This is a genomic window from Cellvibrio sp. ARAG 10.3 (genome assembly GCF_051846955.1).
Lineage (GTDB): Bacteria > Pseudomonadota > Gammaproteobacteria > Pseudomonadales > Cellvibrionaceae > Cellvibrio.
On sequence record NZ_JBPYCU010000013.1, the window covers coordinates 42,860 to 66,768 of the forward strand.

Here is a 23,909-nt window from a genome sequence, read left to right on the forward strand (position 1 = left end):
TGGTTCCGCCTCAGAGCATGCCCAAATAAATAATCGTGACAGTAGCAACCAGATTATTGGCGGCGTGAATCGCCAGAGGTACCCAGATGGAGCCGGATTTCTCGCGCGCCAGACCGAGGATAAGCGACAGCGCGAAAATCATTGAAAGGTAAGTCCAGTTGTATTGGCTGAGGTGCAACGCGGTAAATAGTAGCGAGGTTAACAGGAGTGTGCCGGATAACCCCAGGCGACTGTGGCGCCAGGCTTTAAACAGATATCCGCGAAAGATTACTTCTTCCAATAGCGGCGCACCAATGACTAATACCAATGCCGCACCTATATGTTTGCTGCCATTGAGGGAACGCATAAAATCGCCCGGGTCCACTTGCGCCAATAAATTGATCACATAGGTGATGGCGAGATAGGCAAGCCAGACGAGCATCCATACCGCCAGGCTTTGCAGGGCAAAGCGTCTGAAGCCCAAGGTGACAGACCAATGCTGCGTGCGAAAGTGGGCCACAGCCGCGATAACAGGTAAGAGGATCAGGCACTGCAACAGATACAAACCCGCTAAACCGTCGGGCTCGCCCAGATGTTTTTGGATCATCACTTCGATTTGCGCCTGTTCGGGTAAAGCGACACCTTGCACCGCAGACTGGTAACCGAGCACCGCGCCATACCCCACCACATAAAACACGGCGGAAGCAAAAAACAGCACCAGAAAAAGCATCAGCCAGCCAAATGATGGCCCTAAACGCGGCAAATGTTGCGGCGCCGATGGAGAAGCCGGCGCTTGCGGTGCAAGGGCAGGTTCAGAGGCGTTTGCAGAGGTGGAGTCTGGATTGATGATGTCGAGCGATGAGTCATTCATAAGCGAGTCCCTGACAAATTATGGTTGGAAATGGTCTTAACCGATCACGCCTGCTCAGGCGTATCAGAACACTAATACACATAAGCGGGTAATGCAAAATGTTATTTGCCCCGAAATAAAAAAGCCCGGCATAAAGCCGGGCCAAGAGGAGACGTTATTCCAGGAAAAAATCAGGGCGCAAGACCATCCAGGCCAATAACCCCCAGCGGTGCTGTAAGCCCTGCACCATCGCGAGCGATAGCGGTGTAGATACCGCCGGCGGCAAAGTCGAGTGTCGCGCTGATCGCCGCTGTGGTGGTGCCGGTGGGTGTAATCACCACATCATATTCACCGGCGGCCAGGGAGACATAACCGGTCTCGGCTTTGAAGGGCACATCGGCAAACGCCGGCTCGGCGGAGGTAATAGCAGTACCGGCAGGCACCACATAAATATCCACGTTACCGGCCAGGGTAGAACCGTGAACCAGACGCACGCGTGCCTCGGTAGCCACGGAACGGTTGTTATCGGTCAGCAACAGCGGCTCGATATCCGCCAGGGCACCCATGGCCAACAAGCTGTAGGCCATGCCGTTTGCCAGAGGCACATCAGCATCGATTACCGCCGGCGTGAGGGTGCCGGTAGCAGTCACTTTGAAGTTGTAGGTATCGGCACCGAGGTTGACGTAGTCGGTCGCATCCGGGAATGCCAGATTGCTGATAGCCGCTGAACCGGCATCGTTAACGATCACATCAACCGCAGGCGCATCGGCTGACGCATGTACTACGCGCAGGTCGGCACCGGCCATGGCATCGGAAAGAATCGCTACATCGTCGCCATCCAATACCGCCAGTTGGATCGGTGAGTCACCGGTACCGACATTCGGTACCGCGCCAATCAACAAGTCCTTACCGCCCATCAAGGGCACCTCACCGGAATCAAACACCACAGTGTTGTCCGCCAGGGTGACCCGGATCTGGTAAGTGCCTGCATCCACCTCTACCGGGCCAAGGGTTTCCTTGAAGACGAAGCTACCCAGCTCGGTCGCGCCGGCAAGGTCAGCGCCAGGCGCGGTCACGAAGACTTTCACTTCCGGCGCGGCAGCGGCCAGGTGAGCGACTCGCACGCGCACTTTGCTGCCGTCCATCAACTTGCCGTCATCTTCCAATACCAGGGGTTCGATATCCGTCACGGTATTAACCGCGATGACGTCGTAGTTCATGTCGGTCATGAAATCGAGATTGGCCGGGCCAATCACCACGGCATTGCCACCGGGGATAATCCCTTCTACAGCAATTTCGTAGGTGCCTTCATCCAGGGCGAGGTAGCCGGTAGATTCCTGGTAATCCAGTTCTTCTACCGCGACAGCGCCATCAACCCAGAGGTTGACCATGGGTGCATCGGCGGAGGCATGGAATACCCGAACCATCGCCTGCATGGGTGCCAGCCCATCCAAAGCAATCACATCCAGCGGCGTGGTCAAGCCAGCACCATCACGGGCCACAGCGGTGTAAACGCCACCGGCTTCCAGATCCAGGGTAGCCATGATGGCCTGGGTTTCCGGCACACCAGCTGGCGTGATGATCACATCGTAAGCACCCGCTGCCAGGGAGACATAACCGGTATCAGCCTTGAAAGGTACGTTGGCAAACGCCGGTGCATTGGTGCCAATAGGTGTGCCTTCCGGCAAGACATAAATGTCCACATTGCCCGCCAAGGTAGAGCCGTGTACCAAGCGCACCTTGGCTTCAGTCGCCACCGAGCGGTTGTCATCAGTCAACACGAGGGGTTCGATATCGGCCAGCGCACCAACCGCCAGCAGGGTATAGGCAGCGCCGTTCGCCAGGGTGAGATCCGCATCGATAACCACCGGCTCGGATGCTGCATTGGGCGTTACCTTGAAGTTGTAATCACCGCCAGGGAGATTCAGATAATTGGTGGTATTGGGGAAGGCCAGGTTGGCGATAGCCGGTGTGTCGCCATCATTGGCGGTAACATCGACAGCAGGCGCATCGGCGGATGCGTGGACCACACGCAGGTCAGCACCGGCAGAGGCGTCAGACAGTATCGCTACTTCGCCGCCGTCCAGCACGGCCAGCTCAATGGGGGAATCACCGGTGCCAACATTCGGTACTGCACCGATCAACAGGTCTTTACCTGCAGCCAGAGACACAGTGCCTGAGTCATACACCAAGGTATCATCCATCAGCGTTACACGGATACGGTAGTCACCGGCAGCGACTTCAACCGGGCCGAGGGCGTCTTTGAACATAAAACTGCCCAAGGCGTCCGCACCGGCAAGCTCGGCATCCGGGGCAGTGACAAAGACTTTCACTTCCGGCGCGGCGTAGGCCAGGTGTGCCACGCGCACCCGTACCATTGACGCATCGCTCAGACTGCCGGTATCGCTTAATACCAGCGGCTCGATGGCATCGACACTGTTCACTGCAATGATGTCGTAGTCGGTGCTGCCCATGAACTCCAGATCAACCGGGCCGATCACAACGGCGTTGCCACCGGGAATAATGCCCTCTACGGCGACTTCATAAGTATCTTCCGGCACGGTCAGATAGCCGGTGGATTCCTGATAGTCGACCATCTCGGCGGCCACCTCGCCATTCACCCAGATATTAACCTTGGGTGCATTGGAAGATGCATGGAATACCCGCACCATGGCGTTTTCCGGCGGCGGTGCTGTCACGGTAACGGTTGCGCTGGCAGAGCGTCTGTCATCCGCCGCGCTGGTTGCAACAACCGTGTAAGTGCCGGCTGCCATTGGGGCGGTATACACACCGCTGGCGGAGATGCTGCCACCGCCGGATTCTCTAACAGACCAGGTTACTGCACGGTTACTGGTACCGGTCACAGATGCGGTGAAGGTTTGCGTTCCGCCCGTCACCACAGAAGCTGTGGTCGGTGAAATACTGACTCTAACGCGTGGGTCATCATCGCCGGAGCAGGCGACCATGAACACGCACATCAACAACACACTGAATAGCGCTCTTATGTTCATTTTCCTTTCCTCAAGTGCTGGTGATCAACAAGTGCATTGATCGGTGGGGAGACGGGGGATGGAATACTTCAGGCTGCGCATCCCGATTAACTGACTGGGCCATTTACGGTGCAGTTTTTTTTGCAGATCACAAAGAGGAAGGTAAAAAAAAACGTTATGTAAAAATTTAACCGATAATCAAAAAAATCATGATTTTGCTGGCGGCTGATTGATCCATAAGGAAAGACAATGCGTACCTAGGCAGTTATTTATTGACCTTAACGGGTGTTTAACTCCAACCAATCAGCGATAATCGAGGCATTGCATGTTAACCATCAAGGCAAAGCCAATGAACGAGAGGAATGCAACCAAGGCCGACGACCAGGATTGGCCTGCCCTGCTCGCCCAGGTCGCGCAACACGGGGACAAAGAAGCCTTTCGTAAGATTTACAGTTATTTTGCTCCACGGATTAAAGCCTACGCCATCAACCAGGGTTTCGGTCAGCACGCTGAGGTATTAGTCCAGGAAGTGATGACCAACGTCTGGCGCAATGCCGATAAGTACAGCGAATCCCTCGCCTCCGTTTCCACCTGGATCTTCACCATCTCGCGCAACCAGCGAATTGATCTGCTGCGCAAGATGAACCGTACCAAAGCGGAAGTCGTGATCGAAACGGAAGAGTTGTGGCAAATTCCGATGGAAGACACCACCGTACGTTCCATCCAGAATGCATCGACGGAAAAATGTATTCGCGAATCTATCGACACCTTGCCGGAAGAGCAAATGATTGCCGTGCGCAAGGTGTACTACGAAGGAAAAACCCATCAGGAGGTGGCAGAAGAACTGAATATACCTTTGGGCACATTGAAAGGCCGTTTACGCCTTTCGCTGAAAAAATTACGCGTTATGTTAGAGGCAACAGAGTTATGAGCGCGCATCACCCTGACGATATGGTTTTGCTGGATTATGCAGCCGGTAGTTTATCGCTACCGTACGCGCTGGCCATATCCGTCCACCTGTGTTTTTGCAGTCACTGCCGCAATCAACTGAAAAAGCTGAACAGCATCGGTGGCGTGCTGCTGGAAAACACCAAACCGGCCAGCCTGGAAGATGACGCTTTTGATCAATTAATGGCGCAGCTGGAAAGCGATGACACTAAAGGAAAAACAGCCACCGCTGTTAAAGAAAGTCCGTCATTAGAAGCGAAAACAGACATCACCAATCCGCTGTTGGCCTATCTGCCCGCCCCGCTACACAATCTGCCCTGGCAGCAGCAAACGCGGGAAATCAGCAAATACGATTTAACCGGCATCATCAACGTCCGCGGCTTTCAAGTGGCGTTACAAAAAATTGCTGCCGGCGCAAAGGTGCCGGTGCATACCCACAAAGGCCATGAGTTGACCGTGATATTACACGGCGGTTTTTCTGATGAGCTGGGGGTTTACCATGCGGGTGATTTTATTGCGCGGGACGGCAGCCACAAACACAGCCCGACTGCCCTGCAAAATGAAGATTGTATTTGCCTGACCATATTGGATGCGCCGATCAAGTTTACCGGTTGGCAACGTATCTTTAATCCGTTTATGGCGTGGCATTAAAACGTTTTAACCTGGCTCACCAATAAAAACGCCCGCAACAGCGGGCGTTTTTATTTCACTTGCAAAAGCTACCGAATTACTCGGCAGCTTCTTCAGCGTTTGATGCAGAACCATTCTCGTCAGCCAAGGCTTCCTTGATTGACAACTTGATACGACCGCGCTGATCCACATCCAGACACTTCACCTTCACAACCTGACCTTCTTTCAGGTAATCGCTGACGTTGTTAACACGCTCGTCGGCGATCTGCGAAATGTGCACCAGGCCATCTTTGCCCGGCAGGAAGTTGACGAATGCACCGAAATCTACGATACGCACAACGGTACCTTCGTAGATCGCACCGATCTCTGCCTCCGCCACGATGCTTTCGATACGCAGGATCGCTGCTTTCAGGTTGTCACCATTGTCGGCATAAATCTTAACGGTACCATCGTCATCGATGTCGATAGATGAGCCGGTTTCTTCGGTGATAGCACGGATAGTCGCACCGCCCTTACCGATGATGTCGCGGATCTTGTCCGGATGAATCTTGATGGTTTCAAAACGCGGGGCCGTATCGCTGATGCTGGAACGCGCCTTGGAGATAACCTTGTTCATCTCGGCCAGGATATGCAAACGCGCATGCAATGCCTGCTCGAGGGCGATCTCCATGATCTCTTCGGTGATCCCTTCGATCTTGATATCCATTTGCAACGCGGTAACGCCGCTGGTGGTACCGGCCACTTTAAAGTCCATATCACCCAGGTGATCTTCGTCGCCGAGGATATCGGTCAATACGGCAAAGCCGTTGTCTTCTTTCACCAGGCCCATGGCGATACCGGCAACCGGCGCCTTCAGGGGTACACCGGCATCCATCAGCGCCAGGCTGGAACCACACACCGATGCCATAGAGCTGGAACCGTTGGATTCGGTAATTTCACTCACCACGCGAATGGTGTAAGGGAAACTTTCCTGACTTGGCAACATAGCCGCAACACCGCGACGCGCCAAACGACCGTGGCCGATTTCACGACGACCGGTTGAGCCCATGCGCCCGCATTCACCAACCGAGTACGGCGGGAAGTTGTAGTGCAACATGAAAGGATCTTTACGTTCACCTTCCAGAGCATCAATGATCTGTACATCGCGCGCATTGCCCAGGGTTGCCACAACCAGCGCCTGGGTTTCGCCACGGGTAAACAGCGCGGAGCCGTGAACACGCGGCAGCACACCGACTTCCACTTCAATCGGGCGAACGGTTTTGTTGTCGCGACCATCAATACGCGGCTCACCGGCAACGATGCGCGAACGCACAATATTCGACTCTACGCGACCGAACATATCTTTTACATCTTCAGCGGATACACCGGCTTCTTCGTTAACCAGCTCTGCCACAGCCTGGGTGCGCAGTTCTGACAAACGATCGTAACGCTTGGCTTTATCCGTGATGCGGTAAGCAACACCAATAGAATCCGCAAAATGCTTTTCTACCGCCGCTTTCAAATCCGCATTCACAACCGGTGCCTGCCAATCCCAACGCGCCTTGCCTGCATCACGCGCCAGTTCCACACACGCCTGGATCACCACTTGCATTTCCTGGTGTGCGTACAGCACCGCGCCGAGCATGATGTCTTCCGGCAATTCTTTTGCTTCGGATTCAACCATCAACACCGCGTCTTTAGTGCCCGCCACAACCATGTCCAATTCAGAGGTTTCAAGCTCTTTATAGGTAGGATTCAACAGGTAGCCTTGCTCAGTGGTGTAACCCACGCGGGCGCCGCCGATGGGACCATTAAAGGGAATGCCTGACACCGTAAGAGCGGCAGAGGTACCGATCATGGCCGCAATGTCCGGATCGCTGACTTTGTCAGTGGACAGAACGGTACAAACAACCTGGACTTCGTTCAGAAAACCTTCGGGAAACAGCGGACGGATAGGACGGTCGATCAAGCGAGAGGTCAGAGTTTCTTTTTCGGAGGGACGGCCTTCGCGCTTGAAAAAACCACCGGGAATTTTTCCTGCGGCGTAAGCTTTCTCAATATAGTGTACGGATAACGGGAAGAAATCCTGCCCGGGCGATGCTTCTTTTGCGCCCACAACGGTACATAAAACGGCAGTCTCTCCCATGGTAACCACGACCGCACCAGTAGCCTGACGCGCGACGCGGCCGGTTTCCAGGGTGACAGTTTGGTTGCCGTATTGGAATTTTTTAATAATCGGATTCACTCTTCTATCCTTTCTTTTGCGTTAACTTTTCACGCGCCTGTAATAAAAACATGTCTTTTTAAAAATACACAGTAGTGTCATTGCTCCCTGCCAAGGCGATATGTCAAAACCCGGATACCGCTGTCGCCGCGTCCTGCGAACTGAATAAAAAAATAAAAAAGTGCCCGCACTAGGCGGGCACGGGACAAACTTAACGGCGCAGACCCAATTTTTGAATCAGTGCTGAGTAACGATCAGTGTTCTTGCTCTTCAGGTAGTCCAACAATTTACGACGCTGGTTAACCATGCGGATCAATCCACGACGGGAATGGTGATCGTGCTTGTGACCAGCAAAGTGGTCTTGCAGCTTGTTGATGTTGACTGTCAACAGCGCTACTTGCACTTCCGGTGAACCGGTATCACCTTCAGCTTGTTGATACTCTTTTACTACAGCAGCTTTTTCAGCAGCACTCAGTGCCATGATGTTTTCCTCAAATTAATATGCGACAGATATTACGGCCGCACCCGTGCATATTTACAGGTGGGCTATGGCAACAGGGACGAGATTCATTCCAGTGCCGCTGGTTTTGCCGTGACGATAACCGCCTCGACAAATTTCACGCCATCCGCATCAGGCTGATGCTGTGCGGTTGGCAATAATACGTTTCGGCGCTACGCGGCCGTCTTCGGTCAGTTCGCCCAACCCCAGAAACCGGGCCGGCAACTCCGCCGAAGCAGATAAAAAGACGCGTACAATATCACCTTGATCCCCTATGCGATAGACCTGCGGGTCCATCACCGGGTTGCCCTGGCAGAAGTAATAACCGCTGTTCTGCGGCAATTCCAACGCGGGCAAGCTGACTACCGGTGCGTCCGGCGGAAGCAACAGAGCATCCAGTGCAGGGTAACCGCCCTGCTCGCTCGCCGCCTCCAGCGCCTCCAGTGTCAGGGTGCGCGTTTCATCAAAAAGCCCCGCTGCCGAACGATGCAAGGTCTTCACGTGGGCTCCACAGCCCAGAGCAACGCCCAGGTCTTCCGCAATGGAACGGATATAAGTGCCTTTGCTGCAACGTACATCCACATCAACCTCGGCCGCCGGGCCAGGCCGGAAGTCCAGTACGGTCAGGCTATGGATTCTGACCTGGCGCGGTTGACGCTCGATCTCTACCCCCTGGCGCGCCATCTTGTACAGTGGTTGCCCTTCGTGTTTGAGCGCCGAGTACATCGACGGTATCTGTTGGATGTCGCCAACAAAAGCTGTCAGCGCCTGCTCTACCTGGGCGCGACTAATGCCTTCTGTCGACACCTCTGCCAGAACTTCGCCATCCGCATCACTGGTGGTGGTGCGAATCCCCAGGCGAAATGTGCTGCGGTAACCTTTGTCTGCATCCAATAAAAACTGGGAAAACTTGGTTGCTTCGCCGAAACAGAGCGGCAGCACACCGGTGGCCAGCGGATCGAGACTGCCCGTATGGCCGGCCTTCTCGGCAAAATATAAGCGTTTGGCAATCTGCAGGGCACGATTGGAGGTCATCCCCGCCGGTTTATGCAACAACAATACGCCATCCACCGGACGGCCTTTTCTACGGGCCATCAGTTCTTACCGGCCTCATCATCGTCACGTTCTGCAGCATCATCATCCTGATGATGTTCACGATCTTCGGCAATCGCCCGATCAATCAGGAACGACAACTCCTGTCCACGAATCGCTGATTTGTCATAGATAAATTGCAACTTGGGTACCGTGCGCATGCTCAGCTCTTTCGCCAGAAACGTACGCAGAAAACCCGACGCCTTGTTAAGCACGGCCGCCGCATCAAGGCTGGCTTGCTCATCCTGCATGCCGACGAAGGTGACATACACCTTGGCGTAGGCCATATCACGGGTTACGGTCACGCCATTGATATTGACCATCCCCACCCGGGGATCGCGGATCTCTTGCGGGATCAATTGTCCCAGCAGCCGCTGGATAGCATCCGACACCCGGTCGGAACGCGTAAATTCTCTAGGCATAGCCCTAAACCTCCATTTGCCGATTCCTACGCCAATACGCGGTCGACAAAAATAACAACGCCCCGAACACCGGAATGGCTGTTCGGGGCGGATGCAGGCAATCAGCTATTACAGCTGACGCGCCACCTCTTTAACTTCATAGACTTCGATCTGGTCGCCGACTTTAACATCGTAGTTCTTCACGCCGATGCCGCATTCGAGACCGTTGCGCACTTCGTTGACATCGTCTTTAAAGCGACGCAGAGACTCCAGCTCGCCTTCGAAGATCACCACGTTGTCACGCAGTACACGGATCGGCTTGCTGCGGTAGACCGTACCTTCCACCACCATACAACCGGCCACCTGGCCGAATTTCGGTGAGGTAAAGACTTCGCGCACGTTGGCGATACCCACGATGGTTTCAACCCGCTCCGGATCAAGCATACCGCTGAGGGCCGCTTTGATCTCATCCAGCAATTGGTAAATGATGCTGTAGTAACGAATGTCCACACCTTCGGTCTCGGCTACCCGACGGGTCGCCGCGTCAGCGCGGACATTAAAGCCCACGATGATGGCACCGGTGGTCAAGGCCAGGTTGACATCATTCTCGGTGATACCGCCGACACCGGACGAGACCACGTTGACCTGCACTTCTTCGTTACCAATATCGGCCAGGGAAGACAGGATCGCTTCCAACGAGCCACGCACGTCGGCTTTGACAACCACAGACAAGGTCTTCTTCTGCCCGGCATCCATCCCGGCAAACATATTCTCCAGTTTGGACGCCTGTTGACGGGCCAGCTTGTCCTTCCGCTCTTTCTCGGCACGGAACTGCGCCACTTCGCGAGCTTTGCGCTCGTCCATCAGGACAACAAAGTCATCACCGGCACTGGGCGTGGTATCCAGCCCCAGGATTTCCACCGGTGTTGACGGCCCAGCATCTTTTACCTGCTGACCGCGCTCGTTACTCATGGCCCGCACGCGACCATAGCTCTGGCCAGCCAGTACAAGGTCGCCATGCTTGAGCGTGCCCTGCTGGATCAGCAGGGTAGCAACAACGCCACGACCTTTGTCCATACGGGATTCAATGACCACACCTTTAGCGGCGGCATCCACCACTGCGGTGAGTTCCAGCACTTCCGCTTGCAGCGAAATAGCTTCCAGCAGTTCATCGATACCTTGACCAGTGTGGGCGGATACTTCCACAAACTGGGTATCACCACCCCAGGCTTCCGGAATCACACCTTTGGCTACCAGTTCGTTCTTGACGCGATCCGGATCAGCACTGGGCTTATCGCACTTGTTGATGGCCACAACCAAAGGCACTTCCGCTGCGCGGGCATGCATGATGGCCTCTTCGGTCTGCGGCATGACACCGTCATCGGCCGCAACAACCAGGATCACCACGTCTGTTGCCTTGGCACCACGGGCGCGCATCGCGGTAAACGCGGCGTGACCGGGCGTATCCAGGAAGGTGATTTCACCACGGCTGGTGGCCACGCGATAGGCACCGATGTGCTGGGTAATACCACCCGCTTCTCCGGCAGCCACCTTGGCTTCGCGAATATAGTCAAGCAACGAGGTTTTACCGTGGTCAACGTGACCCATAACGGTCACCACCGGTGCGCGAGGTAACAGCTCACCCTCTGTTTCCAGGGATTTCTCCAGCGCGTGCTCGATATCGTTCTCACTGACCAGGTTAGCCTGGTGCCCCAACTCTTCCACAATTAGTACCGCCGTATCCTGATCAATAGCTTCGTTCATGGATGCCATAACACCCATCTTCATGAGGCGCTTGATCAGCTCGCCCACTTTGACCGTCAGACGTTGGGCCAGCTCGGATACCACGATGGTTTCGGGCACATCCACCTGATGCACAATCTTGGTGGTTGGTTTTTTGAAGGCGTGTTTGTTGGACGCTTTGTGGTTTGCCCGCACGCTGCGACGGCGCGCTAACAAATCCAGATCCTCACCATCGTCACCTTCCAGCTCCAGCAGATCGACCTTGGCGCCCTTCTTGGGCAAGCCTACTTTCTTGGTCGCTTTACCGGCACGCTTGCGGTGCTTGTCTTCTTCATCAAAATCTTCTTCACGACGGGTTTCGCGCTTGCGACCGTGTTTATCGTCACGCTCGGCGGCTGGCGTTGCTGCCGTTGCCGTTGCTGCTGCCGGCTTGGGTCGCGCAGGGCGAGTAGCATCTTCTGCGGCCTTGGCGGCCGGTTTCGCTTCTGTTGTGCGTGCCTGTTGCTCCAGACGCTTGGCTTCCTCACGCGCAGCGGCCTCCGCCTTGCGCTGAGCCTCTTCCGCCATACGTCGTTCTTGTGCAGCGCGGCGCTTCTCCTCAATACCATCAGTAAAGGAGGAGCGGCCCGTTGTCGCTTCCGCGTCCGGTTGAGCAGCTTCTACCACCGGTGCGTCTTCGATGACTTCCGGCTCGGGCTCAGGAGCGGGTGCCGGCTCTTCTGCCGGCACTTCTACCACGGATTGTGGTTCCTGTACCTGCAGTTCTTCGTTGTCCTGAACAGCATCCAGCTCTGCGCCAGCCTGCTCTTCCACTTCTTCACGTTTAACGTAGGTACGCTTTTTACGCACCTCGACGTTAACGGTTTTACGTGCGCTGCCAGAACCCATCTTCAACGTGGTTGTGGTCTTGCGCTGCAAGGTAATCTTCTTTGGCTCGCCACTCACTTCGCCATGGCTGGTCTTTAAAAAGTCCAGCAGCTTCTGCTTTTCTTCATCAGACACCACCGCGTCAGCGGTTTTTTGTTTCAGCCCGGCTTCCTGCATTTGTTTCAGCAGTCGCTCAACCGGGGCACCCACGGACTTGGCGAGTTCGCTTACTGTTACTTCTGCCATTGCTTTTCCTCAGTTCTGTTCATTACCCGCGACGATTCACACCTTGGCAGCACTCATGCAAACCAGGGCTCGCGGGCTTTCATAATCAGTGCAGCTGCACGGGTTTCGTCCATACCATCGATATCCAGAAGATCATCGATAGCTTGCTCGGCCAAATCTTCCATCGTCACAATGCCGCGGCGCGCCAGATTCGCAGCCAATGTGTCATCCATACCCTCCATTGTCAGCAGATCTTCTGCCGGAGCAGCACCTTCCAGGCGCTCTTCCGATGCCAGGGCTTGGGTGAGGAGCGCATCTTTGGCGCGCGCGCGCAATTCTTCCGCGATGTCTTCATCGAAGCCATCAATTGCCAGCATTTCTTCCAGCGGTACATAGGCAACTTCTTCCAACGTGGTGAAGCCTTCTTCCACCAGCACGGCGGCTACATCTTCATCCACATCCAGCGCGTTCATAAACACCTGGATGTAACTGCCGGATTCCGCTTGCTGCTTGGCTTGCCACTCGGGCACGCTCATCACGTTGATATCCCAGCCAGTCAATTCACAGGCCAAACGCACATTCTGGCCGCCGCGACCGATGGCCATGGCGAGGTTATCTTCGCTCACCGCAACATCCATTGAACCTGCATCTTCATCCACCACGATGGATTCGATTTCGGCGGGTGACATGGCGTTGATAACGAATTGGGCCGGGTTATCGTCCCACAACACGATATCAACACGCTCATTCCCCAACTCGTTGGACACCGCTTGCACACGCGAACCGCGCATACCGACGCAGGCACCTACCGGATCAATACGACCATCATTGGTTTTTACGGCAATTTTCGCACGTGAGCCCGGGTCGCGGGCTGCGCCTTTAATTTCAATAACTTCTTCCGCAATCTCCGGCACTTCGATCTTGAACAACTCAATCAACATCTGCGGACATGAACGGCTCAAAAACAATTGCGGCCCGCGCGCTTCGGTACGCACATCCAACAACAAGGCGCGAATACGATCACCGACACGAAAAATTTCACGGCCTACCAATTGATCGCGTGGCAACAACCCTTCTGCGTTATTGCCCAGGTCCACAATAATGCTGTCACGGGTCACTTTCTTGACGCTGCCGCTGATCAATTCGCCCATGCGGTCCCGGTATTCTTCCACCATTTGCGCGCGCTCAGCTTCACGCACTTTTTGTACGATCACTTGCTTGGCTGTTTGTGCGGCAATACGGCCGAACTCAACATTCTCGATTTTTTCGCGATAGGTATCGCCAGCCTTTAAGGCAGGGTCTTTTTCATGTGCTTCTTCGAGGGTAAATTGCGTACCCAACTCTGCGACCACATCATCAGCAACCACATCCCATGTGCGGAAGGTTTCATAGTCGCCAGTGGCGCGATTGATGATGACATCAATGGTTGAGTCCTCGTCAAAACGTTTTTTCGTGGCCGTAGCCAGCGCGGTTTCAATGGCTTCGAAGATCAGTTCCTTGTCGACACCTTTCTCATTGGAAACTGCATCAGCGACCAGCAAAATTTCTTTGTTCATCTCTTTGCCTCTGTTAACTCCTCAACCCGACACCGCAAACCACTGCGCCGGTAACGTGGAACTCAGGTTGCGCACAACTGATTTTCACCGTGCGCACATTATGTGGTTTAAATCACTAATCTCTGCCTGAACACTCAATCAAAGCGCGGAATGATATTCGCTTTGTCGATAGCATCCAGGTGTAAAACATATTCTTTGTCATCGACACCAAGGCGCACTTCATCGCCTTCTACTGCCAGGATGGTGCCCTTGAATTTGCGGCGCCCGTCGCGCGCAATACGCAGCCGAACATTGATCTGCTCGCCGATGTAGCGCGCATATTGTTCCAGCGTATATAAAGGACGATCCATACCGGGGGAGGACACTTCCAGCGTATATTCACCGTCGATGGGGTCTTCCACGTCCATCACACTGCTGACCTGGCGACTGACTTTTTCACAGTCCTCCAGGGACACGCCGCCTTCTTGCCGATCAATATAAATTCGCAGCGTGGTGTAGCGGCCCTGGGTCAAATACTCCAGCCCCCAGAGCTCGCAGCCCAAGGACGCGGCAACCGGGGCAATCAATGCGTGTAACTGTTCTTGTTTGGACGCCATGACAACACCTTTTTGTGCTCAGCGAGCGAAAGCCCACAAATAAAAAATGGGCTCAAGGCCCATTCGCAACAACTTCGCAACACTACAGGCCTCTGTAGCTGGGGGCGGCCCCCTGTGACAAAAAAACAAATACAAAAAAGCCCCATATAGGGGCTTATCGATGACAAGCAACTTCTGCGGCTGCCTGTTTGACTCTGATACGAGGCTGCTGGAGAAGAAGCCTGCGTCGGTTTTGCCGCTTGGGATCAAGCCACAAAACATAAAGCTGGTTGCGGGGGCTGGATTTGAACCAACGACCTTCGGGTTATGAGCCCGACGAGCTACCAAGCTGCTCCACCCCGCGTCCTCAACTCACTGGACTGTGTCCAAGTGAGGCCGCGAATTATAGGGACGCATTTCACAACGGTCAAGGGAAAAGTCTAACTAAATCACGAATCTACACGACACCATGCAACCAGGCGACGATGTAGCTGAAGATACTTAATCCAGTCAGCACCAGCAGGATGACTCCGAGCAACAACCAAACGCGGAATGGCGCACGCTCAACACTGTTAACACCACGGGATGTCACACTATCTACCCGTGCCTGGTCTTCCGGCGACAGTTTATTTGCCATGTCACGATCTCGATCTGTGAAGTTATTGATTTTTGGGAGTGGGCAAAACTCTAGGGGATCAGCGCGGATGACGCAAGAAAAACAGAAAGGGTTATACCTGCCGGTCAAGAAAGGAACCAATAACGGGAATAGTGTTGTTCACACCAATGTCGAGCAGGCGGCGATTGATATCGATATTGCGACGGCTTGCTTCTGCCAGAGCTTCGGCACGCTGTGCACGCTGCAATTCAGCGCGCTCACTGGCAACTTGTTGCGCTTCATCGTTTTTTTCCTTGCGCGCCGCTTCCGCTTTTTTCTCTTCAGCACGTTCAGCTTTTTCTTCGTGCGCCCGCTCGCTTTCGATAACACGCTCCTGGCGCAACTCAGCTCGGGCATCGGCCTCCATCAGCGATGCTTCGGCTGCGACACGACGGTCCTGGGAAGAAGGTTCGGCAGGCGCATTGGCAGCGCGTCGAATCTGTTGGGCCTTGGCGATAGTTGCTTCCGGGTCACCGGGAATGGGGCTGGTATCGATACTGACCTCCCCCCCGACCGCATAGCTCACACCATCAGGACCGCGCACAAATTCGTAGACCGGACTGCCCGCATACTTACCACCCACTGCAGCGTGGGCCTGTTCGTGGCTACGCACCTCGCGATCACGAGCGGCAAGTTCACGAATTTCCTGTTGTTCCTGCTCCTGGCGCGCCTGTTTGGAATCAGCCTGCCGCCCGCCGTGCTGGCGCGGTTCATCACCGTTGATCCGCCCTTCCCGCAAGCGTTCCCGCTCGCCCACCTCGTTGGGGCGCTCATCGGGAGAACGACGATTTTCACCCCGCGCTGATTCTGCGGATTGCTCCAGGGCTTTGAAATTTGATGATTTGAGATCCAACCCTTCCTCACTCACCGCCTGACGACCGAGCGGCGCAAAGGGCGCAACGGCGTTGGCATAGCTGGATGGGATATTGGTAATCATGGGGGGTCCGTCAGGCCTTGGTATCTAGCAAAGTGCCCAGTGTTTTATCAGCGACCTGGACCACGCGCGCCGAACTGTCGAACAACTGTGACTGCAATTGCAGGTTGATCAGGGGTTCGACGACATCATTAGCTTGCGGATTATCGCGCTGGATCGTGCCGGCTTCAGCGATTTGGGTAGCTGAACGGGTCATCTCCGTCTGGCTATTCTGCATCCCGATCAAACCCTGGGTAATCACTGAACCGATTTGCATGGCAGTTCCTCAATAATGGCTGGTATCGGGCAATTGTCATGGATGACTGACAGACTTACCCACAATTGAAGCCATTTTACGCTTGGCTTTGCCTGAAAAACAGCCAGGATTGCCGCCCATGTCGGGATTTTTAAGACCAGTTAGGCGCAAAAGACGGTTCTATATAACAAGCCATATATAACCGAAGCATCATATCTTCTGTGCCCGGAGCCTGGCGGCTATCGACGGAGCGTTTTTATTGACCTGACCCACACCATGCAAATATCCATCAATCAACCCGCCGTATCCGCCCCGCCGGCTCAACATGCCCTGCCGGCTCGCCCGTTTTTTCCTGCGCGACCAGATAATCTATCAATACCTTGAGATCCGGCAGGCCCGTGTCTTTGCGATCACTCGCTTCCGTAAACACGGAAAAATTATCGCCACCGTCGGCAAGAAATGCATTCACAGCAATGCGATAGGATTCTGTCGGCAGGATGGGTTCACCATTGAGCCGCAGACTGCCTGCCAGAATACGCTGACCGCGCGGCTGCGACCCGTCCCAACGATAGGAAAATGTGTGCGAAATCTGTAAGGGTTTGAAGCTGCCGGGGCCGTCGCTCTGCCACTGTTGTTCCAACAGGTTTTTTATTTGCGCACCGGTCAGACTGATGATTTGCAAGGTGCCTTTAAAGGGATGTACCGCCGCCACCTGGGAATAATTCAAAGGTTCTTCATCTTTCACAACCAGGTCAGCGCGAATACCACCGCTGTTCATCAGCGCAATCTGCGCACCCCATGGTTCGGTTGCGGCAAGTTGTGCATCGGCCACCAGATCGCCCATGGCCGATTCTCCTGCACGATTCGGCATGCGCGTGATCATGGGAGCACCAATGCGCGCAACAGGTCGTTCAAGTATCGAGCGACTGCGTGCTTCGATATCCGTTTGCCATGCGAGTAATTTGGGGTCGGGCGGGTAGCGCTGCGGATCAACAATCAGATTACGCGCTTGCACATCCAGTAATGTTTTTCCGGCAGGTTCAAACACCAGCGTCAGGTGAGTGACCAGTCGGCCGTATGATCCCGCTTGCGTGACCGGGATAGTACCAACGGTGCATAAATAGGCTTCGTGCGTGTGTGCACTCAATACTAGATCAACTGCCGGATCAAGGCGTTCAACGATATCCACGATGTCGCCTTCCAGATCGGTGCAGCCCGGTTGGTTAAAACTGGCGAGCGTATTGCCGCCCTGATGCACAACCGCAACAACAATGTCGGCGCCCTTACGTTTAATTTCCGGCACGACACGGTTAATGGCTTCAGCCTCATCGTCAACACGAATGCCCTGCATGGAACTGGCAGCGACAACCGACGCGAGGTCTTCCACTTGCGCGCCGACAAACGCGATCTTCACACCGCGTACCTGTTCAATAACATAAGGTGCCACCAGTGTGTCGCCAGTCTCGGTATCGATCAGATTGGCGGCGATGTAAGGAAACGATGTACCGGTATAATCCGCGCGCCACTGGCAGGCTTTTTCGGGCCGGGGTGAGTCGCATCCGCCGTTAATCTGCCGCAACAATTCGGCCTTGCCTTCATCCAGTTCGTGATTACCCAGGGAGGATAAACGCATGTCCAATAATGCCATGGCTTCCAGCGTCGGCTCGTCGGCCCAGATCGCGGAAATCGGCGGCGATGCACCAATCAAATCTCCCACGCCGACGAAAAGCAGGTGCGGATCATCCTGTCGCAATTCATTCAATAAACCGCCCAGCGTTGCAACGCCACCGGCTTGCACAGTGATGACTGCATCCTGATTCTGCGGATCGCTATAACTGAAGGTACCGGGCTGCAGATAACCGTGAAAATCGTTGAGTGCAACCAGGTTAATCTCCACCGGTTCCCGCGTAGCTGGGCCAGCACAACTGATTAACCAAAGATTAATGCACAGAATCAGCAGATAATGTTTGCCCTTCACACACAGTTTCTCATTGGCATAAATGGAATCTCAGCAAATGGTCAGGCACGGAACATGCCAGTCTCGGTCAGGTTTTGCTGACAGGAATCATGCAGGGAAAGGATGACGCTTCAGTGACGTGCGCCCAAAATGGCTATCGAACCTTATCGAATCAAAAAAGCGGCGCGACCGATTCCGCTGAAAAAAAGTCGCTCAATAATGCCGGTGTTGCATCCTGCCCCAGATAAGGCACGACCCCCAAGCAAGGCGCTGCCAAGCGTTGCTGTAAGGACACAATATTTTCCTGCTGGCACGGCATATCAGGATCAATCACATTGGCCACCCAGCCGGCCATAAGCAAACCATCCCGCGCAATGGCTTCCGCTGTCAGCAACGCGTGATTGATACAGCCCAGGCGGATGCCTACCACCATGATGACCGGCAACCGCAATGCCCGCGCCAGATCCGCCAGCGTTTCCGCTGGATTTAACGGCACACGCCAACCGCCCGCGCCCTCCACCAAGGTGAAATCTGCCTGGTTTAATGCACCGCGACAAAAGCCGCTCAGCCGATCCACCGACAACACCCGCCGCGCCTGCTGTGCTGCAATGTGCGGTGCAATGGCCGGCTCAAGGGCGATGGGATTAATTTGTTCGTAGGCGAGGGGTTGGGTAATGACAGATTGCAACAAGAGCGCATCGTCGTTGCGCAAACCCGCCGCTGTCATCTCGCAGCCCGCCGCTACCGGTTTTAATGCTGCCGTGGATAGACCGCGTTGTTTTGCCGTCAGCAGTAAACCGGCAGAGATAAATGTTTTACCCACACCGGTATCGGTGCCGGTGACGAAGAAGGTTTTATTAGCCATAAGGTTTTTTCGTTCAATAGCTTATTCAACGGGAGCCTGTACCAACACATAAAAAATTTCATAACTGGCTGGCAACAAGCCATCACAACGACACTGTTCATAAGCGTGTTTAAAGGCTTCAATTTTTTTACGCCCGGTCAAGCCTCCCGGCTTGCCTGCATTAACGTTATGCGCGCCCAGTGCTTTCAGCTCGCGGGTCAAATCCACCAATCGTTCATAGCGCAACTGGCGCTGCTGCGTTTGCCAATCTTTCAAGTGCAAGCCAGCGGTGTTGATGGCCGCCTGCATCCGCTCAGCGGATTCAAACTGATTGACATGCACATAACCATCGACCTGCTGCCAGGCGTGCCGCAATTCATTCAGGGTAGCCGGTCCGAGCGTGGCCAGCACACCGACACCACCAGGTGTTAATACGCGGCGGAGTTCAGCAAATAACCTGTCCGTCGCGGTGCACCATTGAATCGCCAGGCTGGAAAAAATCAGGTCAATACTGGCGTTAGCAAAAGGGAGTTGTTCAGCATCACCGCAGAGCCATTGGGCAAGATCGCCGTGGGTGTTGCGGGAAAATTCCAGCATACCCTGCGCGATATCAACACCGATAAGTTCGGCCAATGGAAACTGTTGGCGCAAACGCCGGCTGAAAAAACCGGTGCCGCATCCCAGGTCAAGCGCGCATTGCGGTGTCAGGTTCGGCGGTATCTGTTGCAGTAAATGCTGGCCAACCTCGCGCTGCAAGGTCGCCACCGCATCATAGGTGTGCGCCGCACGACTGAAGGATTGCGCCACCTTGCGTTTGTCCAGCGTCCCCGGCAGGGGCTGCCGCAAAAATTCAGTAATCAACGGTATGAGCGCTTGCGGTTGACTCCAGTGCAGCGCGTGAGCGGCGTGCGGTATAACCTCGACATGTTGGTGCGGGTTAAGACGGCGCAACGCCTCCGCGGCGCTCATCGGCACCAGGGCATCAGCTTCGGCCAGCAGGTGTAAACCCGGCTGGGTCAATTGCGCAAAAGCCGCACGGTTGTCCAGGTGGGCCAACAGGGCCAGTGCAGCATTCCAACCCCTGTCTGGATGAAATGCTTTAACCGCGCGCAGGGCTTTAAGCAGCGCACGTTCCTGTGCATCACCTTGCGCCAATAAGCCGGTAAATAATTTCAATGTATGTTGCGGATCATCGGCAAATTGTTGATTGAATTGGCGATTGACAGCCGGCGGCATGGCCGTTGGATAATCCGGGGAAGCCACAAATTTAACGTTGGTAGCCAGTGAAATCACGCGGGAAATTTTCTCGGGTGCCCGCGCGGCCAACGCGATTGCCAACATGCCACCCAGCGACCAACCCATAAGCGCAGCGCGCGCTGGCAGGTGTTGCTCCAACAATATCAGCACGCTCTCCAGATCCGCAAAAGAGACAGCGTGACTGTGGCCAAAACCGGGCAAATCAATCGCATAGACATCGCCGGTCTGTTGCAGCGCCGGCAACAAGGGCTGCCAGGTTTGGCTGTCGCACCCCCACCCGTGCAGCAGCACGAGCGGTTCGCGCTGCGCCGGTAATGTCTGCGCCGGGTAATGATGCACCGCCAGCGTGGCGGGTAATGAATGTTGCTGCACCGACATCACGCAGGCACCTGTTGGTTTACCGCATCAAGCGCATCCAGCAAGGCATCAACCTGTGCTTGAGAGTGCTCTGCTGATATGGTGACCCGCAAGCGCGAACTGCCGGCGGGCACCGTGGGTGGGCGAATGGCAATTACTAAGAAACCGCGCGCCGCAAGCTGTTCGGAAAATGCCAGGGCGCGCGCTTCTTCGCCCAAAATAATGGGCTGGATTGGCGAAACTGAATCCAGCAGTTGCAAACCTAATTCGGCGGCGCCCCGACGAAAATGTGCGATCAATTGATGCAAATGTTCACGTCGCCAGGATTCCCGTTGCAGCAATTGCAAACTGGTGCGTGTCGCTGCTGCTACCGCGGGTGGCATGGCGGTGGTGTAAATATAGGGACGGGCAAATTGAATCAGCGTTTCGATCAATGTTTCACTGCCAGCGATAAACGCACCAAAGGTACCGAAGGCTTTTCCCAGTGTGCCCATCAGGATGGGTAATTGGGTTTGCGTCAAACCGAAATGTTCAGCGCTGCCGCCGCCGGTTTGGCCGAAGCAACCAAAACCATGGGCATCATCCACCATCAACCAGGCGTTGTGTTGCTGCGCCAGTTGTGCCAGTTGCGGCAAGGGCGCAAAGTCGCCGTCCATACTGAACACACCGTCCACCACAATTAATTTTCGGGCGGCTTCGGTTTTTTCCAGGCGAGCGTGCAAATTATCCAGGTCATTGTGCAGGAAACGTTGAAAGCGCGCGCCGCTGAGTAAACCGGCATCCAGCAACGACGCATGATTCAAGCGATCTTCAAATACTACATCGCCCTGCCCCACCAACGCGGTAATGGCACCGAGGTTGGCCATGTAACCGGTGGAAAATAATAACGCGCGATCACGTCCGCAAAACGCCGCCAGCTCCTCTTCCAACGCGTGGTGCTCAGACGAATGACCACTTACCAAATGCGATGCGCCACTGCCGACACCGTATTGCGCTGCCGCTGTCTGCAAGCGCTGTATGACGTCAGGATGATTGGCAAGCCCCAGATAATCGTTACTGCAGAAGGACAGATAACGTTGGCCATCGATAATGACTTCTGGCACCTGGGGCGTTTGCAGCAGGCGCCGATGGCGATAGCGATGCGCGGCGCGGCGTTCGGCCAGGGCCGGCGCAAGGATGTGATCAAGAGAATGGTCCACGGGCAAATCGGTTACACCTGTTAAAAATGATCGGCCCAGCGATTGGCCGCGTTAGAAATGCTCACGCAAGGAAACAGATAAATAATTCGCACTGAATTCATCGTCGAACAATACATCGGAATCCATAGAGCGCCAGGTTTGCCACTGCACACGCACAACGCCGGCATGGTTCGTTTCAAACTCCACCCCCGCAGTCCAACCGATGTTCATACCAAAGGTGGTATCACCCGATTCACGCGTTTCCCACGTTTCGTCACCCGCTTCAATGTAGCGGGTGTCACCCCAGGATGTGTGGATCATCGAACCGCCGATGCCAGGGCCAACAAATAAGCGAACTTCATCTGCAAGCGGCAGCGACATTAATCCGTAAGCACCAACCGTAGCGCCATTAATTTCCGTATTACCGTGCCCACCGCCAAACCAGCCGCGCGGATCAAGAATGGCATCAAAGCTAAGCTCAACACTGACAAAATCGGAAAACCGATGGCCCGCATAACCACGCAGCAGGAAGCGCGGGTTTAAACAATCACCGCCGAAAAAACCGGACTCGCCGACCCCTTCACAAAACTCTGCCGCACCCAGTGCCAGACCACCGTAATTTTCCGCGTGAACCGGCACGCTGACTAACGCACCGGCTAATAACGCTGTCAATCCGTATTTCATATCGTTCCCTGAGGTAAAAGTTATTTCGCCGCGTTGTAAAAAAACGAATCGAGTTGCGCTTCTTGTAATTGGTTGACGACAGCCGCTTCCTGCTCGGCTTCATCTTCGTGAATTTCGTAAGCTTCCGGGGTAATGCCGAGGCGCTTGAACAGCTGCATGTCCTTGCTGGCTTCCGGGTTAGGCGTGGTCAACAATTTTTCGCCATAGAAGATCGAGTTGGCGCCGGCGAGAAAGGCCATGGCCTGCATTTGTTCGTTCATCTGTTCGCGACCAGCAGACAAACGCACGTGGGATTTGGGCATCAGGATACGCGCAACCGCAATGGTGCGGATGAAATCAAACGGATCGAGATCAGCCTGATCCGCTAGGGGTGTACCTTCCACCTTCACCAGCATGTTCACGGGTACCGATTCCGGATGTTCCGGCATGGTCGCCAGTTGCACCAGCAGGCCCGCACGATCTCCCTCTTCTTCACCCATCCCGACGATACCGCCACAGCAGACCTTCATGCCTGCCTTGCGCACATTGGCGAGGGTTTGCAGACGATCCTGATAAGTACGGGTGGTGATGATTTCGCCATAGTATTCCGGCGAGGTATCGAGGTTGTGGTTGTAATAATCCAGGCCGGCGTTGGCCAGTTCCTGCGCCTGATCTTCGTTGAGCATCCCCAGAGTCATGCAGGTTTCCAGCCCCAGCGACTTCACACCCTTAACCATATTGGTGACATAAGGCATGTCTTTGCCCTTGGGTGAACGCCAGGCCGCGCCCATGCAAAAACGGGTAGCACCGCTGGCCTTGGCTGCTTTGGCTTCCTCGATAACTTTTTCCACCGCCATTAATTTTTCACGCTCAAGGCCGGTGTCGTAACGGGCGGATTGCGGACAATAGGCGCAATCCTCCGGGCAGGCACCGGTCTTGATAGAACACAGGGTGCTGACCTGGACTTCATTGGGGTTGAAAAAACTGCGATGAACGGTCTGGGCCTGATACATCAGATCACTGAAAGGCAGCTCAAACAGCGCCTTCACTTCGGCGCGGGTCCAGTCGTGGCGAATCAGGGGATGGCTGGTAGCATTCATAGGAAGAAATTCACGAAAGTAAATGAGGATGACCGGGGTTAGATGGCCTCTATCTTAGCGGGACATTGATAGCTGTCAACCTGAAAAGGGAAATGGGTTAACAGGTGGAGACTTGGCAAGCGGGACCGGTAGCGCTAGAGTCCGGTCCGGAAAAGGGAAAAGGGAAAAGGG

Annotated in this window: 20 protein-coding genes and 1 tRNA gene; 2 read left to right on the plus strand and 19 right to left on the minus strand. The window is 54.7% G+C overall.

Annotated features, from left to right (window positions below; all coding sequences use genetic code 11):
- Window positions 1-10: 10 nt before the first annotated feature.
- Entirely contained in the window at window positions 11-850 is an 840-nt protein-coding gene (locus tag ACSV5M_RS15720; RefSeq protein ID WP_439177240.1) for a lysostaphin resistance A-like protein, read from the minus strand.
- 170 nt (window positions 851-1,020) lie between these two features.
- Entirely contained in the window at window positions 1,021-3,840 is a 2,820-nt protein-coding gene (locus ACSV5M_RS15725; RefSeq protein WP_439177241.1) for a DUF4397 domain-containing protein, read from the minus strand.
- Between the two features lie 328 nt (window positions 3,841-4,168).
- Here ACSV5M_RS15725 and ACSV5M_RS15730 point away from each other — a divergent pair, with 328 nt between their 5' ends.
- Both ACSV5M_RS15730 and ACSV5M_RS15735 read left to right on the plus strand, forming a co-directional pair.
- On the plus strand, window positions 4,169-4,750 hold the full coding sequence (locus tag ACSV5M_RS15730) for a sigma-70 family RNA polymerase sigma factor (RefSeq protein WP_439177242.1): 582 nt from the start codon (window positions 4,169-4,171) through the stop codon (window positions 4,748-4,750).
- Window positions 4,747-5,418, plus strand: a complete 672-nt coding sequence (locus ACSV5M_RS15735; RefSeq protein WP_439177244.1) for a ChrR family anti-sigma-E factor — start codon at window positions 4,747-4,749, stop codon at window positions 5,416-5,418. The genes ACSV5M_RS15730 and ACSV5M_RS15735 overlap by 4 nt, the downstream gene beginning before the upstream one ends.
- 76 nt (window positions 5,419-5,494) lie before the next feature.
- Here the strand turns inward: ACSV5M_RS15735 and pnp are convergent, their stop codons facing one another.
- From pnp to bioB, 17 genes are all read right to left on the minus strand, one after another.
- Window positions 5,495-7,621, minus strand: coding sequence for a polyribonucleotide nucleotidyltransferase (pnp, locus tag ACSV5M_RS15740; RefSeq protein WP_439177246.1), 2,127 nt, complete (start codon window positions 7,619-7,621; stop codon window positions 5,495-5,497).
- Window positions 7,622-7,811: 190 nt separating this feature from the next.
- Entirely contained in the window at window positions 7,812-8,081 is a 270-nt protein-coding gene (gene rpsO, locus ACSV5M_RS15745) for a 30S ribosomal protein S15 (RefSeq protein WP_439177248.1), read from the minus strand.
- 150 nt (window positions 8,082-8,231) lie between these two features.
- Window positions 8,232-9,194, minus strand: coding sequence for a tRNA pseudouridine(55) synthase TruB (truB, locus tag ACSV5M_RS15750; RefSeq protein ID WP_439177250.1), 963 nt, complete (start codon window positions 9,192-9,194; stop codon window positions 8,232-8,234).
- Entirely contained in the window at window positions 9,194-9,613 is a 420-nt protein-coding gene (gene rbfA, locus ACSV5M_RS15755) for a 30S ribosome-binding factor RbfA (RefSeq protein WP_439177252.1), read from the minus strand. The genes truB and rbfA overlap by 1 nt, the downstream gene beginning before the upstream one ends.
- Window positions 9,614-9,721: 108 nt before the next feature.
- A complete protein-coding gene (infB, locus tag ACSV5M_RS15760; RefSeq protein ID WP_439177253.1) occupies window positions 9,722-12,448 on the minus strand; it encodes a translation initiation factor IF-2 in 2,727 nt (908 codons plus the stop codon).
- Between the two features lie 53 nt (window positions 12,449-12,501).
- The gene (gene nusA, locus ACSV5M_RS15765) at window positions 12,502-13,983 is read right to left on the minus strand and encodes a transcription termination factor NusA (protein WP_439177255.1); all 1,482 of its coding nucleotides are present in this window, start codon (window positions 13,981-13,983) and stop codon (window positions 12,502-12,504) included.
- Between the two features lie 134 nt (window positions 13,984-14,117).
- On the minus strand, window positions 14,118-14,579 hold the full coding sequence (gene rimP / locus ACSV5M_RS15770; protein ID WP_439177256.1) for a ribosome maturation factor RimP: 462 nt from the start codon (window positions 14,577-14,579) through the stop codon (window positions 14,118-14,120).
- A 266-nt stretch (window positions 14,580-14,845) separates the two neighbouring features.
- Window positions 14,846-14,922: transfer RNA gene (locus tag ACSV5M_RS15775), tRNA-Met, on the minus strand.
- 93 nt (window positions 14,923-15,015) lie between these two features.
- Complete coding sequence (locus ACSV5M_RS15780) at window positions 15,016-15,195, minus strand: DUF3094 family protein (protein ID WP_439177258.1); 180 nt, start codon at window positions 15,193-15,195, stop codon at window positions 15,016-15,018.
- A 91-nt stretch (window positions 15,196-15,286) separates the two neighbouring features.
- Window positions 15,287-16,150: a putative metalloprotease CJM1_0395 family protein gene (locus ACSV5M_RS15785; RefSeq protein WP_439177259.1), complete on the minus strand. Its 864-nt coding sequence runs from the start codon at window positions 16,148-16,150 to the stop codon at window positions 15,287-15,289.
- Window positions 16,151-16,160: 10 nt separating this feature from the next.
- The gene (locus ACSV5M_RS15790; RefSeq protein ID WP_439177260.1) at window positions 16,161-16,403 is read right to left on the minus strand and encodes a hypothetical protein; all 243 of its coding nucleotides are present in this window, start codon (window positions 16,401-16,403) and stop codon (window positions 16,161-16,163) included.
- Between the two features lie 268 nt (window positions 16,404-16,671).
- Window positions 16,672-18,360 (minus strand): bifunctional metallophosphatase/5'-nucleotidase, encoded by a 1,689-nt coding sequence (locus ACSV5M_RS15795; RefSeq protein WP_439177261.1) that lies wholly within the window; start codon window positions 18,358-18,360, stop codon window positions 16,672-16,674.
- 151 nt (window positions 18,361-18,511) lie between these two features.
- Window positions 18,512-19,204, minus strand: a complete 693-nt coding sequence (gene bioD / locus ACSV5M_RS15800) for a dethiobiotin synthase (protein WP_439177263.1) — start codon at window positions 19,202-19,204, stop codon at window positions 18,512-18,514.
- A gap of 21 nt (window positions 19,205-19,225) precedes the next feature.
- A complete protein-coding gene (gene bioC / locus ACSV5M_RS15805) occupies window positions 19,226-20,818 on the minus strand; it encodes a malonyl-ACP O-methyltransferase BioC (RefSeq protein WP_439177265.1) in 1,593 nt (530 codons plus the stop codon).
- Window positions 20,818-21,996, minus strand: coding sequence for an 8-amino-7-oxononanoate synthase (bioF, locus tag ACSV5M_RS15810; protein WP_439177266.1), 1,179 nt, complete (start codon window positions 21,994-21,996; stop codon window positions 20,818-20,820). Before bioF ends, bioC begins: the two co-directional genes overlap by 1 nt.
- 51 nt (window positions 21,997-22,047) lie before the next feature.
- Window positions 22,048-22,659 carry an outer membrane beta-barrel protein gene (locus tag ACSV5M_RS15815; RefSeq protein WP_439177267.1) on the minus strand — a complete coding sequence of 204 codons (612 nt, stop codon included), beginning with the start codon at window positions 22,657-22,659 and terminating at the stop codon, window positions 22,048-22,050.
- 20 nt (window positions 22,660-22,679) lie between these two features.
- Entirely contained in the window at window positions 22,680-23,738 is a 1,059-nt protein-coding gene (bioB, locus tag ACSV5M_RS15820; RefSeq protein WP_439177269.1) for a biotin synthase BioB, read from the minus strand.
- Window positions 23,739-23,909 lie beyond the last annotated feature (171 nt).

Bases quoted from the DNA above. Each gene is read 5' to 3' on its own strand.
- infB (WP_439177253.1), bottom strand. From the start codon at position 12,448: ATGGCAGAAGTAACAGTAAGCGAACTCGCCAAGTCCGTGGGTGCCCCG.
- rbfA (WP_439177252.1), bottom strand. From the start codon at position 9,613: ATGCCTAGAGAATTTACGCGTTCCGACCGGGTGTCGGATGCTATCCAG.
- ACSV5M_RS15725 (WP_439177241.1), bottom strand. From the start codon at position 3,840: ATGAACATAAGAGCGCTATTCAGTGTGTTGTTGATGTGCGTGTTCATG.
- bioB (WP_439177269.1), bottom strand. From the start codon at position 23,738: ATGAATGCTACCAGCCATCCCCTGATTCGCCACGACTGGACCCGCGCC.
- ACSV5M_RS15815 (WP_439177267.1), bottom strand. From the start codon at position 22,659: ATGAAATACGGATTGACAGCGTTATTAGCCGGTGCGTTAGTCAGCGTG.
- truB (WP_439177250.1), bottom strand. From the start codon at position 9,194: ATGGCCCGTAGAAAAGGCCGTCCGGTGGATGGCGTATTGTTGTTGCAT.
- ACSV5M_RS15735 (WP_439177244.1), top strand. From the start codon at position 4,747: ATGAGCGCGCATCACCCTGACGATATGGTTTTGCTGGATTATGCAGCC.
- ACSV5M_RS15730 (WP_439177242.1), top strand. From the start codon at position 4,169: ATGAACGAGAGGAATGCAACCAAGGCCGACGACCAGGATTGGCCTGCC.
- ACSV5M_RS15785 (WP_439177259.1), bottom strand. From the start codon at position 16,150: ATGATTACCAATATCCCATCCAGCTATGCCAACGCCGTTGCGCCCTTT.
- bioD (WP_439177263.1), bottom strand. From the start codon at position 19,204: ATGGCTAATAAAACCTTCTTCGTCACCGGCACCGATACCGGTGTGGGT.
- nusA (WP_439177255.1), bottom strand. From the start codon at position 13,983: ATGAACAAAGAAATTTTGCTGGTCGCTGATGCAGTTTCCAATGAGAAA.
- rpsO (WP_439177248.1), bottom strand. From the start codon at position 8,081: ATGGCACTGAGTGCTGCTGAAAAAGCTGCTGTAGTAAAAGAGTATCAA.
- rimP (WP_439177256.1), bottom strand. From the start codon at position 14,579: ATGGCGTCCAAACAAGAACAGTTACACGCATTGATTGCCCCGGTTGCC.
- bioC (WP_439177265.1), bottom strand. From the start codon at position 20,818: ATGTCGGTGCAGCAACATTCATTACCCGCCACGCTGGCGGTGCATCAT.
- ACSV5M_RS15720 (WP_439177240.1), bottom strand. From the start codon at position 850: ATGAATGACTCATCGCTCGACATCATCAATCCAGACTCCACCTCTGCA.
- ACSV5M_RS15790 (WP_439177260.1), bottom strand. From the start codon at position 16,403: ATGCAAATCGGTTCAGTGATTACCCAGGGTTTGATCGGGATGCAGAAT.
- ACSV5M_RS15780 (WP_439177258.1), bottom strand. From the start codon at position 15,195: ATGGCAAATAAACTGTCGCCGGAAGACCAGGCACGGGTAGATAGTGTG.